Annotated in this window: 8 protein-coding genes; 3 read left to right on the forward strand and 5 right to left on the reverse strand. The window is 71.0% G+C overall.

Going from position 1 to position 14128, the window contains the following annotated elements; translation table 11 throughout:
* Positions 1–138: 138 nt before the first annotated feature.
* The 3 genes from KBC94_RS11225 to KBC94_RS11235 all read left to right on the forward strand — a co-directional run bounded on the left by KBC94_RS11225 (position 139) and on the right by KBC94_RS11235 (position 8581).
* Complete coding sequence (locus tag KBC94_RS11225) at positions 139–6129, forward strand: MG2 domain-containing protein (RefSeq protein WP_294370029.1); 5991 nt, start codon at positions 139–141, stop codon at positions 6127–6129.
* A 125-nt stretch (positions 6130–6254) separates the two neighbouring features.
* Positions 6255–6524: a DUF2164 domain-containing protein gene (locus KBC94_RS11230; RefSeq protein ID WP_294370031.1), complete on the forward strand. Its 270-nt coding sequence runs from the start codon at positions 6255–6257 to the stop codon at positions 6522–6524.
* A gap of 47 nt (positions 6525–6571) precedes the next feature.
* On the forward strand, positions 6572–8581 hold the full coding sequence (locus tag KBC94_RS11235) for a U32 family peptidase (protein WP_294370032.1): 2010 nt from the start codon (positions 6572–6574) through the stop codon (positions 8579–8581).
* A gap of 58 nt (positions 8582–8639) precedes the next feature.
* Here KBC94_RS11235 and KBC94_RS11240 read toward each other — a convergent pair whose 3' ends face one another.
* From KBC94_RS11240 to tssE, 5 genes are read right to left on the reverse strand one after another with little or no spacing between them, the layout of a single operon-like run.
* A complete protein-coding gene (locus tag KBC94_RS11240; protein ID WP_294370033.1) occupies positions 8640–9215 on the reverse strand; it encodes a hypothetical protein in 576 nt (191 codons plus the stop codon).
* Complete coding sequence (locus tag KBC94_RS11245) at positions 9212–10291, reverse strand: type VI secretion system ImpA family N-terminal domain-containing protein (protein ID WP_294370035.1); 1080 nt, start codon at positions 10289–10291, stop codon at positions 9212–9214. The genes KBC94_RS11240 and KBC94_RS11245 overlap by 4 nt, the downstream gene beginning before the upstream one ends.
* 40 nt (positions 10292–10331) lie before the next feature.
* Complete coding sequence (tssG, locus tag KBC94_RS11250; protein ID WP_294370036.1) at positions 10332–11498, reverse strand: type VI secretion system baseplate subunit TssG; 1167 nt, start codon at positions 11496–11498, stop codon at positions 10332–10334.
* 40 nt (positions 11499–11538) lie between these two features.
* The gene (tssF, locus tag KBC94_RS11255; RefSeq protein ID WP_294370037.1) at positions 11539–13419 is read right to left on the reverse strand and encodes a type VI secretion system baseplate subunit TssF; all 1881 of its coding nucleotides are present in this window, start codon (positions 13417–13419) and stop codon (positions 11539–11541) included.
* A 29-nt stretch (positions 13420–13448) separates the two neighbouring features.
* Positions 13449–14057 (reverse strand): type VI secretion system baseplate subunit TssE, encoded by a 609-nt coding sequence (gene tssE / locus KBC94_RS11260; RefSeq protein WP_294370039.1) that lies wholly within the window; start codon positions 14055–14057, stop codon positions 13449–13451.
* Positions 14058–14128 lie beyond the last annotated feature (71 nt).

Consider the following 14128-nt stretch of genomic DNA (forward strand, 5'->3'; position numbering starts at 1 on the left):
AAGCGAAACGGCTTACTGCCACCCACGCGCACGGCCTGCGGACGAGGGCGCGATTGTAGGAGGCGGCCGGTTCTGCGGCGGGTATGCCGCGGACATCCGCTAACCTGCCGGGTGCTTTCCGAGTCAGAGGGACAAGAAATGAGACTTGCACGACGCCTTCCGTCCGTCGCCGCCCTGTTTGCGGCCGGCTTGACGGCCCTGGGCGCCCAGGCCCTGCAGATCGCCAACCTGTCGCCCCAGGGCGAGGTGGCCCGCGTGCGGCAGGTGGTGGCCAGCTTCGACCAGCCGGCCGTACGCTTCGGCGACGCCCAGGCCCCCGCGCCGCTCACCGTGAGCTGCGACAACGCCCAGGCCGGCCGCGGCAGCGGCCGCTGGACCAGCGACCGCCGCTGGGTCTGGACCTTCGAAGACGACCTGCCCGCCGGCGTGCGCTGCACCGCCACCCGTGTCGCCAGCTTCAAGTCGCCCGCAGGGGATGCGCTGTCCGGTCCGCAGAGCTATGCCTTCAGCACCGGCGGCCCGGCGGTGCGCAACCACTGGCCCAGCTACGGCAAGATCGACGAGGAGCAGCTCTTCCTGCTCCAGCTCACCGGCCCCGCCACGCCCGAGAGCCTTCAGTCCAACCTCTGGTGCGCCGCTGATGGAATGGGCGAGCGCATTCCGGTCAAGCTGGTCGAGGGCGAGCAGCGCGCGGTGCTGATCAAGGCACGCGGCGTCGAAAGCCTCGCGAAGAAGGAGCCCCTGCGCTTCGTCGCCCTGCAATGCAACCGAACGCTCACGCCCGGCAGCCGGGTGCAGCTGGTGTACGGCAAGGGGGTGGCGACGCCTTCGGGCGTCGCCAACTCGGTGGAGAAGCGCCTGTCCTTCGAGGTGCGCGAGCCCTTCGCTGTCAGCTTCAGCTGCGAGCGTGAGAACGCGCAGGCCGCCTGCCTGCCGCTGCGCCCAATGACGCTGAGCTTCAACGCGCCGGTCACCCGCAAGCTGGCCGGCCAGATCGAGGCCAAGGGCGGCGGCAAGACCATCAAGCCGGTGCTGGAGGACAACGGCGGCGGCGACGACGCGGTGGTCGATTCGGTCACCCTGCCCGCGCCCTTCCCCGAGCGCACCGACTTCACCATCTCGCTGCCCCGCGGCTTCCAGGACGCCTCCGGCCGCACGCTGGGCCAGGAGGACGGCTTTCCGATGAAGACCGCCACCGGCGCCATGCCGCCACTGGCCAAGTTCGCCGCCTCGCCCTTCGGCGTGGTCGAGCGCCTGGCCGAGCCGAACGGCGTGGCGCTGATGCCGGTGACCGTGCGCCGCGTGGAGCCTGCCCTGCGTGTGGAGGCGCTGACGCCCGGCAAGGTGAGCGACCTCAATCCGAAGACCGACGCCGAGATCATCGCCTGGTACCGCAAGGTGCAGCGCTACGACCAGACCACGGTGGCGCGCGACGAGGCCCGCCGCGACAGCCGCGCACCGCTGCCGCCGGTGGTGGACCGCGACAACGCCAAGCGCGTGGAGACGCGCGCCGTCTCGCTGCTGACCAGCCAGGCCGGCGCACGCCAGCTGGACATGCCCAAGTCCGATGCCGCCGACGACCGGCCCTTCGAGGTGGTGGGCATTCCGCTCACGCCCGGTTTCCATGTGCTGGAGATCGCCTCCCGCAAGCTGGGCGAGGCCCTGCTGAACGAGGAGTACGGCGCCAACCGCACGATGTACGTGCGCACGACGGCGCTCGCCACCAATCTGGCGGTGCACTTCAAGCTGGGCCGCGAGAACAGCCTGGCCTGGGTCACCACGCTCGACAAGGGCAAGCCGGTGGCCAATGCGCAGGTGCGCGTGTCGGACTGCCTCGGCAGGGAAATCGCCACGGCCCGCACCGATGCCAACGGCCTGGCCCGTCTGGCCGACGTGCCCTCCGAGCCGACGAGCTGTTCGGGCGAGGACGACTACTACAGCGAGGCCGCCTGGTTCGTCAGCGCCCGCGCCAAGGACGACAAGGGCGTGGAAGACCTGGCCTTCGTCTGGAGCAACTGGCAGCGCGGCATCGAGCCCTGGCGCTTCAACGTGCCCACCAGCATGGACGCGCAGCCCGACGTGGTGGCGCATACCGTGCTCGACCGGCCGCTGCTGCGCGCCGGCGAGACGGTGTCGATGAAGCACCTGATCCGCACCCAGACGGCGCAGGGCTTCGGCCTGCCGACGGACCGGCCGGGCCGACTGGTCATCACGCATGTGGGCAGCGGGCAGGAATTCACCCAGCCGATCAACTGGCGCTCCACCGGCACCGGCGGCCTGAGCGCGGAGAACACCTTCCAGGTGCCGCCGGCGGCCAAACTGGGCGTCTACCAGATCGAGCTGCGGAGTGGATCAGCGCCGCAGCGCGGCGAGGCCGAGGAAGACGGCGATCGCAGTGGCCGCAGCTATTCGACCGGCCAGTTCCGCGTCGAGGAATTCCGCCTGCCGGTGCTGGAAGGCCGCGTGGCGCCCGCCGACAACAAGCCGCTGGTGGCCGTTACCAGCCTGCCGGTGGCGGTGCAGGTGAACTACGTCTCGGGCGGTCCGGCCACCAACCTGCCGGTGCGCGTGTCGGCCATGGTGCGCGGCATGGTGCCGAACTACCCGGACTTCGACGGCTTCAGCTTCTCGCCGCCGCGCAAGGCCGAGGAGCGCTCATCCAACAGTGATGAAGAACAGCCCGAATCCACGCAGGACACCCGCGTCGTCGCCGACAAGCTGCCGCTGACGCTGGACCGCAGCGGCGCCGGCCGCGTCAACGTCGACAAGCTGCCCGCCACGGCCGACACCGGCCCGCGCGAGCTGCTGCTCGAAGCCAGCTATGCCGACCCCAACGGCGAGGTGCAGACGCTGCGCAGCACGCGCACGCTGTGGCCGGCGGCGGTGGTCGCCGGCATCAAGACCGAGGGCTGGGTGTCCACCGACCGCCAGCTGCGCTTCCAGGCCCTGGCGCTGGACCTGGCCGGCAAGCCGCAGCCCAACGCCAAGATCAAGGTCGAGGCCGTGGCCCGCATCACCACCACCAGCCGCAAGCGCATGGTGGGCGGCTTCTACACCTACGACAACAAGACGGAGGTGAAGCCGCTGGGCACCGTCTGCAGCGGCCAGAGCGACAGCCGCGGCCTGCTGCTGTGCGAGGCGCAGATCAAGGAGGCCGGCGAGGTCGAGCTGGTCGCCACGGCCACCGACGGCGAAGGCCGCGCGAGCCGCGCCGCTGGTTCGGTGTGGGTGACCAAGCAGGGCGAGCTGTGGTTCGGCGGCGAGGACAACGACCGCATCGACGTGCTGCCCGAGAAGAAGAACTACCAGCCCGGCGAGGTCGCCAACTTCCAGGTGCGCAGCCCCTTCCGCTTTGCCACCGCGCTGGTGTCGGTGGAGCGCGAGGGCGTGCTCGACACCCAGGTGGTGCAGCTCAACGGCCAGGACCCGACGGTCAACCTCACCATCAAGCCCGAATGGGGCCCGAACGTGTACGTGAGCGTGCTGGCCCTGCGCGGCCGGCTGCGCGAGGTGCCGTGGTATTCCTTCTTCAGCTGGGGCTGGAAGGCGCCGCGTGAATGGTGGACGGCCTTCTGGGTCGAGGGCCGCGAGTATGTGGCGCCGACGGCGATGGTGGACCTGTCCAAGCCGGCCTATCGCCTCGGCGTGGCCGAGATCCGCGTCGGCACCGAGGCGCACCGCCTGGATGTGAAGGTGGCCACCGACCAGCCCAAGTACACCGTGCGGGGCAAGGCGCAGGTGACCATCACCGCCCGCCTGCCGGGCGGCAAGCCGGCGGCGGGCGCCGAGGTGGCGCTGGCCGCCGTCGACCAGGCGCTGCTGGAACTGATGCCCAACGACAGCTGGAAGCTGCTGGAGGCGATGCTGCAGCGGCGCAGTTGGGGCGTGTCGACCTCGACGGCGCAGATGGAGATCGTCGGCCGCCGGCACTACGGCAAGAAGGCCGTGCCCGCGGGCGGCGGCGGCGGCAAGGCCGCCACGCGCGAGCTGCTGGACACGCTGCTGCTGTGGAACCCGCGCGTGGTGCTCGACGCCAACGGCCAGGCCACGGTGACGGTGCCGCTCAACGACGCGCTGACCACCTTCCGCATCGTCGCCGTGGCCGACTCGGGCACGAATCTGTTCGGCACCGGCGAGGCCACCATCCAGAGCACGCAGGACCTGCAGATCATCAGCGGCCTGCCGCCCCTGGTGCGCGAGGACGACCAGTTCCGCGCGCAGTTCACGCTGCGCAACACGACGGCCAAACCGATGAAGGTGGAGGTGGCGCCGCGCGCCACGCTGCTGACGCTGGAGCCGCGCACGGTGGACATCCCCGCCGGCGAATCGCGCGAGCTGGCCTGGGACGTGACCGCCCCCGCCCAACTGGGCCAGACGCGGGCCGAGGCCATCCTGTGGGAGATCGAGGCCAAGGACGTCTCGGGCAACGCGCGCGACGCGCTCAAGGCCAGCCAGCGCATCCTGCCGGCCGTGCCGGTGACGGTGCAGCAGGCCACGCTGGCGCAGGTCGATGGCATGTTCACGCTCGACGTGCAGGCGCCCGCCGGCGCCCTGCCCGGCCGCGGCGGCATCCAGCTGGCGCTGCAGCCGCGGCTGGCCGAGGGCCTGCCCGGCGTGCGCGACTGGTTCGCCCGCTATCCCTTCGCCTGCCTGGAGCAGAAGACCAGCAAGTCCATCGGCCTGCGCGACGGCAAGCTGTGGCAGTCGGTCGCGGCGCAGATCCCCGGCTATCTGGACGGCGACGGCCTGGCCAGCTACTTCCCGCCACAGGGCGGCGACGCCAATCGGGGCAGCGACATCCTGACCAGCTACCTGCTGGCCGCGACGAACGAGGCCGCAGGCATCGACCCTGCCTTCGCCCTGCCCGACGCCGTGCGCACGCCGATGGAGAACGGCCTGATCGCCTTCGTCGAAGGCCGCATCCAGCGCGACTTCTGGAGTCCGCGCAAGGACCTGGACGTGCGCAAGCTGGCCGCGCTGGAAGCCCTGTCGCGCTACGGCCGCGCCACCGGCGCCATGACCGGCAGCCTGACCATCGCGCCCAACCAGTGGCCCACCAGCGCCGTGATCGACTGGATCAACGTGCTGCGTCGCGTGAAGGACGTGCCCCAGCGCGAGCAGCGCCTGCGCGAAGCCGACCAGGTGCTGCGCGCGCGCCTCTCGTATCAAGGCACCAAGCTGATCTTCAGCACCGAGCAGGAAGACTACTGGTGGTGGCTGATGGCGGGCGGCGACGTCAACACCGCGCGTCTGCTGCTCACGGTGATGGACGACCCGGCCTGGAAGGACGACCTGGGCCGCATCGCCGCCGGCTTCATCGGCCGCCAGCAGCGCGGCGCCTGGAACACCACCACGGCCAACCTGTGGGGCAGCCTGGCGCTGGAGAAGTTCAGCCGCGCCTTCGAGAGCGCGCCCGTGACCGGCATCACCGGCGCCACGCTGGGCGACGCCAAGGCGCAGGTGGATTGGGCCCGCGTCGAGCGCGTCAAGGCCAGCGACCCGACCGGCGCGCCGCACCAGGGCAGCGCCATCGGCGCCCCGGCCGCCGCCGGCATGCTGCGCAACAACACCATGAGCCTGCCCTGGCCGGCAGGCGAAGGCCGCGGCACGCTGCTGGTCACGCAGCAGGGCAGCGGCCGGCCATGGCTCACGGTGCAGTCGATGGCCGCCGTGCCGCTGACGGCGCCGGTGGCCGCGGGCTACAGCATCAAGAAGACCATCACGCCGGTCGAGCAGGCCAACGCCGGCCGCTACAGCCGCGGCGACGTGCTGCGCGTGGCGCTGGAGGTGAACGCCAGCACCGACATGACCTGGGTGGTGATCAGCGACCCGATCCCCGGCGGCGCCACCATCCTGGGCAGCGGGCTGGGCCGCGATTCGCAGATCGCGACGCAGGGCGAGAAGTCGGCCTCCGGCCGCGCCGCGCCGGCCTTCGAGGAGCGCAGCTTCGAGGCCTTCCGCAGCTACTACGAGTACCTGCCCAAGGGCGTGGTGAAGATGGAATACACCGTGCGCCTGAACAACGCCGGCGACTTCGCCCTGCCGCCCAGCCGGGTCGAGGCCATGTACGCGCCCGAGATGTACGGCATGGTGCCGAACGCGCGGATGAAGGTGGAGGTGAAGCCATGAGCGCCCGCCCGGCCGCTCCGAAGGGCGCTCACACCGAAGGCGAAGCCGGAGGTTCCTCCGTGCTCACCCGCCCGGCCGCTCCGAAGGGCGCTCGCGCTGCAGCGCGCCAGCGCGGAGGCTTTTGAATGACCATCGAGCTGGAACGCGAGCAGCGCCAGGAGGCCGTGGCCTCCATCGAGCGCTACTTCGCCGAGAACATGGAAGAGCGCATCGGCAACATCGCGGCCGGCGCCCTGCTCAACTTCTTCCTGGAGGAGATCGGCCCGCTGGTCTACAACCAGGCGGTGGCCGAGGTGCAGGAGCGCCTGGGTCGCCGCGTGGCCGAGATCGACCTGGAGGTGCACGAGGACCCCTTCACCTACTGGCAGAAGCAGGGCAAGGCCAAGCGCAAGTAGGCGAGGAACAAGGGAAAACGGGCGCGCTGGGATAATCCGCGCCCACCATGTCGCTCCTGCCCCACCAGCTCGAACTGCTCTCCCCTGCCCGCGACGCCGACATCGGCATCGAGGCCATCAACCACGGCGCTGATGCCGTCTACATCGGCGGCCCGGCCTTCGGCGCACGGGCCGGCGCGGGCAACGACATGCAGGGGCTGGAGCGGCTGATCCGCCATGCGCACCGCTTCGGCAGCCGCATCTTCATCACGCTCAACACCATCCTGCGCGACGACGAGTTGGAGGCCGCGCGCCGCATGGCCTGGCAGGTGTACGAGGCCGGCGCCGATGCGCTGATCATCCAGGACATGGGCCTGCTGGAGCTGGACCTGCCGCCCATCCAGCTGCACGCCAGCACGCAGACCGACATCCGCACGCCCGAGAAGGCGCGCTTTCTGCAGGACGCCGGCCTGTCGCAGATCGTGCTGGCGCGCGAGCTGACGGTGCAGCAGATCGCCGCCGTGCGCGCCGCCACCGACCCCAGCCGCTGCACCATCGAGTTCTTCATCCACGGTGCGCTGTGCGTGGCCTACAGCGGCCAGTGCTACATCAGCCATGCCCACACCGGCCGCAGCGCCAACCGCGGCGACTGCTCGCAGGCCTGCCGCCTGCCCTACCAGGTGATCGACGACGCGGGCCGCTTCGTGGCCCACGACAAGCACGTGCTGTCGATGAAGGACAACAACCAGTCCGACAACCTGCGCGTGCTGATCGACGCGGGCGTGCGCAGCTTCAAGATCGAAGGCCGCTACAAGGACATGGCCTACGTCAAGAACATCACGGCCCACTACCGCCGGCTGCTGGACGAGATCGTCGAGGAACGCGAAGGCGGCGCCGCGCCGCTGGCCCGCGCGTCGAGCGGCACGACGCGCTTCTTCTTCACGCCCGACCCCGAACAGAACTTCAACCGCGAGTTCACCGACTATTTCGTCAACGGCCGCCAGCAGGACATCGGCGCCTTCGACACGCCCAAGAACCCCGGCCGTGCCATCGGCTGGGTGACACAGACCGGCCCCAATTGGTTCGAGCTGGAGACCGCCGACCACGCCGCCGTGCTGCACAACGGCGACGGCCTGTGCTACTACGACCTGCAGCGCGAGCTGGTGGGCGTGGCCATCAATCGCGCCGAGGCGGTGGGCAAGCCGGGCGCGGGCAAGTGGCGCGTGTTCCCCAAGGACCCGATGGAGGGTTTCAAGGACCTGCGCCGCGGCACCGAACTCAACCGCAACCGCGACATGGACTGGGTGCGCATGCTCGACAAGAAGTCGAGCGAGCGCCGCATCGGCCTGTGGGCCCACCTGGCGGAGACGCCCAAGGGCTTTGCGCTCACGCTGACCGACGAGGACGGCTTCGTCGGCGCGGCCGACATCGCGCTGCCGCATGAGGCGGCCAGCGATGCCGCCAAGGCCGAGGCCAGCCTGCGCGAGCAGCTGGGCCGCTTCGGCAACACCGTGTTCGAGTTGATCGACCTGCAGCTGGCGCTGTCGCAGCCGTGGTTCGTGCCGGCCTCGCAGCTCAATGCCCTGCGGCGCGAGGCCGTGGAGGCGCTGGAGTCGGCGCGCGCCGCGGGCTTCCAGCGCCTGCCGCGCGCGCAGCCGGTGGAGCCGCCCGTGTCCTACCCCGAGGATTCGCTGAGCTACCTGGCCAACGTCTTCAACCAGAAGGCCCACGACTTCTACGCCCGCCACGGCGTCAAGGTGATCGATGCGGCCTACGAGAGCCAGGAAGAGGAAGGCGAGGTGAGCCTGATGATCACCAAGCACTGCGTGCGCTTCTCGCTGAGCCTGTGCCCCAAGCAGGCCAAGGGCGTGATCGGCGTCAAGGGCACCATCAAGGCCGAGCCGCTGCACCTGGTCAACGGCAAGGAGAAGCTCACGCTGCGCTTCGACTGCAAGCCCTGCGAGATGCACGTGGTGGGCCGCATGAAGCGCTCCGTGCTGAAGCAGCAGCGCAAGGAGATGGAGGCGGTGCCGATGCAGTTCTACCGCACGCGGCCGATGCCCGGCGTCGGGCACTGAACCACGACGTCCGCACCGGCCGGTCCTGAGGGAAGCCGGGCCGCGGCGCAGAGCGGGCTCAGAGCCGCTTCACCGGCAGACCGGCCGGGGGCCGCAGCGGCGGCTTCACGCGTCGCGAGGGCAGCGGGAGGTCGGCAGGCAGGGCGTCAATCTCCGCGTCGCTCAAGTGCGGCAGTGCGCGCGGCGCCTGCGCACCATCGACCACGGCCGGCCCGGGACTGGCCGGCCCGAGCGGCGGCGCCACGCCGGGGCCGGCAGTTGGCGGCCATGCGGGTGCGGCGGGCACCGGTGCGGGCGCGGGGGGCATTGGCGGGGCGGGCATCCAGCCGTAGGCGGCCAGGGCGCCGCGCAGCACCTCACGCAGCTCGGCCGCATGGTGCGCATCGCGCTCCGCCTGTTCGCGCGCATGGAACTCCAGTTCGACCTGAAGGGCCTGCTGCACGCTCTGCGGCAGGCGTTGCTGTTCCTGGCGCAGGGCGGCGATCTGCGCGGCGAGGCGCTCTTCCACCATGCGTGCGGCACCCGCCTGCAGCTTGCGCCAGAAGACGGCCAGGGCGAACGCCGCCCCCAGCGCGCCGCCTGCACCGGTCAGCAGCAAGCCCAGCGCGATGATGGCGCCTTCGTCGAGGTTCATGGCCGGCCTCCCCGTGACGTCTCCTGTTCGTCGGCGGCCTCCCACTGGCGCAGCAGGTCCAGCGGCACCCAGTCGGCCACCTCGCTGAAGCGCCGCCCGACCATGCGCTCCGCCTGCCGCAGCAGCGCCGAGACGGGGCTGCTGGGTTCATGCAGCTCGAACCAGTCGCGCACCTGGCGGATGGCGGCGAGCGCATCGTCGCGCGTGACCGGTCGCAGGCCCGCGGCCAGCGGCGGTCGGCGCAGGTCCACCACGGCGGGCGTCGAGGTCGCCGCCGGCGAAGGCGGCACGGCGGTCACGGCTTCGAGTTCATCGGCCGCGGGAACGAAGAGCGCCAGCATGCGCTGCAGGGGCAGGAGGTCGGGCGCCTGCTCGCCCAGATGGCTGCGGCACCAGGCCGCGATGGTCTGTACATGGCGGCAGGCGGCGGCCAGCTGGTGCACCGGCACGTCAGGATCCCCCACGGCCGCCCGGCGCAGGGCGGTCAGTTGTCGGCGCACCGACTCCGGCGACCGTGCATCCTCGGGCCGCGGCACCGCCAGGGCCCGCTCCACATCGCGCACGGTCAGGCGCACGCCGGCCCCGGTGTCGAGCGCGATCTCGCGCACGTCGCCCACCAGGCCCTCCGGATCGGCCAGTGCCGCCAGCGCATTGGCGCGAACCGCCGGCTCGGCCTCGCCGTCGATGACCGGCTGCGGATGGATCGTGTCGGGCCAGGCACGCAGTGACTGCACCAGCATGTCCAGGCCCTGCAGCAGCCCCGCCGCCTGGCCCAGGCGGGTGCGCGCGCGGGTGAGGCAGATGATCAGGTGCAGGTCCTTGGTGCGCAGCAGCAGCCGGCGGCAATCGCGCTCGACCTCGGCCCAGTTGGGGCCTTCGGGCGTGTCGACGAAGCTGCCGTATTGCGCCTCGCCCCGCGGCTGCAGGCGCGTCCAGAGCATCGCGTACTCCGGGTCGTACTCCAGATTGGGACCGCAGGGTTCGATGTCGCTGACGGGCAGCAACCAGTCGGCCGAGGCGCCGAGGACATGGCGAGCCCCGGCCAGCGGCGCGGAGTGGGGGACGGCGAGGGTCATGGGAAGGAAACGGAAGAACGTAGAAATGAGGCGGCGTCGGTCAGGCCGGGAGGTAGCGTTCGGGCTCGAAGATCATTCCCACGGCGTGGTCCTTCTCGGGCCCGGCACGGGATGCCACGCGCGGCCGGCCCCGCGGCGGGGATGCGTCATGGTCGGGACCCGCCGCGCCGGTGGACGGCGCGGGCATGCCGGCAAGGCCCAGCCAGGTCGTCCAGCCCAGGCGCTCGCCTTCTTCCAGCCGGGCGGGTGGGGCGCTGTCACGCAGGACGCGCAGCTCGACCTCCCAGGCGAACTCGAAGCCGACGAAGCCGCGCACCCACTCGATCAGCACCGGCAGGTCGGCCCCTCCCGGCGTGAAGCGCAGGTACTGCTGCAACGACAGGGGGCCGATCACCAGCCGGAACTTGTTCTGGCGGTCGGGCACTTTCTCGCCAGCGATGGCGCCCTGGCCCAGCAGTGCGGCCTCGTTGGCCTGGCCAAGCCGACTGCAGTCCGGCTTCTCGATGTCGATCCAGTGCATCACGAACTCCTGGAGCTCGACATGCACCTTGAAGAAATGGGCCAGGGTCGCCGCCAGCCCCGCCGGGTGGCGGGTGCCGCCGGCCAGGTGCGGGGCCGCCGAGAGCCGCGCATGCACAGGCAACGGTCCGTGCTGGATCTCCCCCAGTTCATGCCCGGTGAGCCACGCCACGTACCGGCTGAAGCGCTCGTCGTCCGGCCGGTCGAGCCCGGCCGCCGACTGCCCTTCGGCCCAGGCGCGGTAGACCAGGCTCAGGTAACGGTGGTGGAACAGATCGAGGAAGTCCGCCAGCGTCGGGTCGCCGAGGTTCTCCCAGCGCTCGCGCACGATCTCGGTGTAGTGCAGGGGCAGCGGACCGTTGGGCCCCAGCAGGCCCAGGCCGAAGACACGCACGGCGGGCAGCGCCGGGTTGTTGCCCCGTCGCGGATGGGCGCTCGCATAGGGCGCCGCCGTGGCACGTGCCGGCAGCACGGCTTCGGCGATCTCGCGCGGCGCAAAGGCCAGCGAGGCGCGCTGGCCCAACCGCACCGGCTCCTGCTGTGGCCGTTGCGCATGGCCGATGCGGGGCAGCGCCGGATGCAGGGCCCCCAGGCGCCGAAGCAGCGGCAGGAAACCGAACTTCCAGGGCTGGCGGCTCAGGGCCTCCAGCAAGGCATGGGCACGGGCCGCGGCGGGTTGCTGTCCCATGCCGGTTGCCGGCTCCTGGTCGGTCGCTTCAGCCATGTGCCTAGACGATGCCGCGGCCGCCCATGCGCACCGGCCACTGTGCCACCAGGCCGCGCTGCATCGACTCCAGACGGGTCTGCGTGAAGACGTTGATGCTGACGTGCCGCGCCAGGTACTGCTCCAGCACCAGCCCGAACAGGTAGGGGCTGGCGCCCGAGAAGCCCTGCTCGTCCACGGTCAGGGTGCACTGCACGCCACGCCCGTACACCAGCGGACCGCTGCCGGGCAGGCGGCGGGTCACCGGCTCGATGCGCGAGCCCACCAGGCTGTCGATCTGGCGCAGCTGCGACTCGTCCGCGCCGTTCACGAACAGCCGCAGCAGGTCCCGCAGGCCCTGCGCCCCCGGACGATGGCCGATGTCCGCCAGCGGCAGATGGTTGAAGTTGAGCTGCCGCACCAGCCGCCACGCGAGCTCACGCTCCGCGAACGGCGGCTTGGGCAGGCTCGGCGCACGGATCAGTCCCACCGCCTCCACCGGAATGGAATCAGCCACGCGCAGATCCGCGCGGCCGTTGCGTGGCATGAGTGCCGGCAGGTCGCGGTTGGTGAGCAGCGCCCGCAGCGACAGGTAGCGGATGGCCTCGGGATAGGGCGCCTCGTTCTGGTCGACGAGCGAGATGAACACTTCGGTGCCGACGTAAGGGGTGCGCGTGCCGTAGCGGCGCGCCGTGTCCGACGCGGTGCGCGCCTCGCGGCGGACGCTGAAGTAACGGCCGAGGTTGCCTTCGTCCTCGTTGAGGCTCTGGTAGAGCGGCCGGAACTCCACACCGGCCGTGGTGCGGGCCTGGTGGCCTTCGACGGACCGGATGGCGTAGACCTCGAAATCGAGCGGCCGCGAGCGATCGGGCACCACATGGAACTCGGGCTGGGCGGCATTCATCTCGAGCCGGTCGGTGCGGCGCTCGAAGAGGTTGGCCACCGGCGTGCAGAAGAGCGCGAACTGCCCCTTGTCCACCACAGCCGCCAGCGCGCCGGGCGGCCGGCTCAGCAGCACGACGATCTCCAGCTCGTTGTGCGCCACCTGCCTCACGCCCGGCCCGAGCCCCGCCAGCGAGAAGAAGTAGAAGCGCTCCGGACAGGCGAAATACTCGTGCAGCAGGTTGTGGCCGTGGAAGCTGCGCCATTCGAGCGGCAGCAGGCCCTGTCCGGGCTCCAGCCCATGTTGGACCAGGGCCTGGGACGTGACCGCATGGGGCCGCACCAGCAACTGGCCCGGCGCCCCGGTGAACGACGCCACGGCCGACGTGTGCAGCAGCTCGAACAGATGCGATGCGACCGACGGGTCGCCGCACAGGTACACCGGCAGGCTGTCGAAGCCTGCCAGGTCGTGGAAGCGCAGATCGCCCGCCGTCCTCAGGCGCAGTCGGAGCGCACCGGCCACCTGCACATGGGCCGGCAGGTGCCGCTCCAGGCCGGGCAGATCCGGTGGAGCGCCCGTGAGCCGGGCATCCACGATCTCGATCGGCCAGAGCGTGACATCCTGGCCGGACCGGAACTCGCAAGGCGTCTCCTCACCGGCCGGCACCTGTCCGTGAAAGGCCGTGTCCCGGGGCACCACGAAGCCACGCGCAAGATCGCCCTCCTGGTAGTTGGGGTGGAGCTGCGCGACCGCCATCGACGGCGTGGGCGCCAGATAGTTGGGGTAGAGCACCTCCAGCAGCCGCTGGGTGAAGCGCGGGAACTCGGCGTCCAGCTTGATCTGCATGCGCGCCGACATGAAGCAGAAGGCTTCGATCAGGCGCTCCACATAGGGATCGGCCACCTCGATGCCGAGCATGCCGAGCCGGCCTGCGATCCTGGGATGCGACGCCGCGAATTCGCGCGCCGTTTCCCGCATGTAGACCAGTTCCCGGTTGTAGTAATCGAGCAGTTGGGGATCCATGGTTCCTCACGCCACGCAGCAGGTGGCCGTCATGGGTGCCGGGTGTCCAGGGCGGGGGCCGCCGGCCGCACGGCGATCCGGCTGTTCTCGAGATCGAGCGAGCTGCGCACCGTCAGCTCCAGCGGAAAGGGCTTGCAATCGATCATGGCGTGGATCTCGAAGAGCAGCACGTTGTAGGCGTCCCGGGCCTCGTCGGTCAGCAGCGGCCGCACCTGCACGGTCTGCGGGATCAGGCGCGGTTCGTAGTCGGCGATCGCACGGCGGATGATCCGTTCGATGTCGGCCCAGCGCCGCTCGGACGCATAGCCTCCCGCCAATGCCGGCACACCGAAGTTGAGGGTGGACGACGCGGCGGCCTCATGGCGCCGGCGATCGATCAGGTCTTCGACATTGGTGGTATTGAGCAGGTAGCCGAGGTCGCGCTGCACGATGTCGCGCAACTGGGCGGGCGTGATGCCGTGCTCGGCGCCCGCGCCGGCAGCACGCCCGGGCGCGTCGTCGCGCAGCCGGTCGAAGAGCGTGGGCAGCAGCCGCCCATCGGCGCGCCAGGTGCGCTCGGCCGGCAACCGGGTGAGGCGGACACCCGGGTGCATGGCGCGCTCGCCGCGCTCGTGCGCACGGGTCTGCGGCGCGGCCATGGGCGGCTCCGCCCCGAGCCGCGGGGCCCGGAGCTCGCCGCGCGCTTGCGGCGCGGGCACGGCACCGGCCT

The sequence above is a fragment of the Pseudacidovorax sp. genome (assembly GCF_017991995.1).
Classification (GTDB): Bacteria; Pseudomonadota; Gammaproteobacteria; order Burkholderiales; family Burkholderiaceae_C; genus Xenophilus.

Coding starts and splice junctions, on each gene's coding strand:
- KBC94_RS11230 (WP_294370031.1), top strand. CDS start 6,255: ATGACCATCGAGCTGGAACGCGAGCAGCGCCAGGAGGCCGTGGCCTCC.
- KBC94_RS11245 (WP_294370035.1), bottom strand. CDS start 10,291: ATGACCCTCGCCGTCCCCCACTCCGCGCCGCTGGCCGGGGCTCGCCAT.
- tssF (WP_294370037.1), bottom strand. CDS start 13,419: ATGGATCCCCAACTGCTCGATTACTACAACCGGGAACTGGTCTACATG.
- tssE (WP_294370039.1), bottom strand. CDS start 14,057: ATGGCCGCGCCGCAGACCCGTGCGCACGAGCGCGGCGAGCGCGCCATG.
- KBC94_RS11240 (WP_294370033.1), bottom strand. CDS start 9,215: ATGAACCTCGACGAAGGCGCCATCATCGCGCTGGGCTTGCTGCTGACC.
- KBC94_RS11225 (WP_294370029.1), top strand. CDS start 139: ATGAGACTTGCACGACGCCTTCCGTCCGTCGCCGCCCTGTTTGCGGCC.
- tssG (WP_294370036.1), bottom strand. CDS start 11,498: ATGGGACAGCAACCCGCCGCGGCCCGTGCCCATGCCTTGCTGGAGGCC.
- KBC94_RS11235 (WP_294370032.1), top strand. CDS start 6,572: ATGTCGCTCCTGCCCCACCAGCTCGAACTGCTCTCCCCTGCCCGCGAC.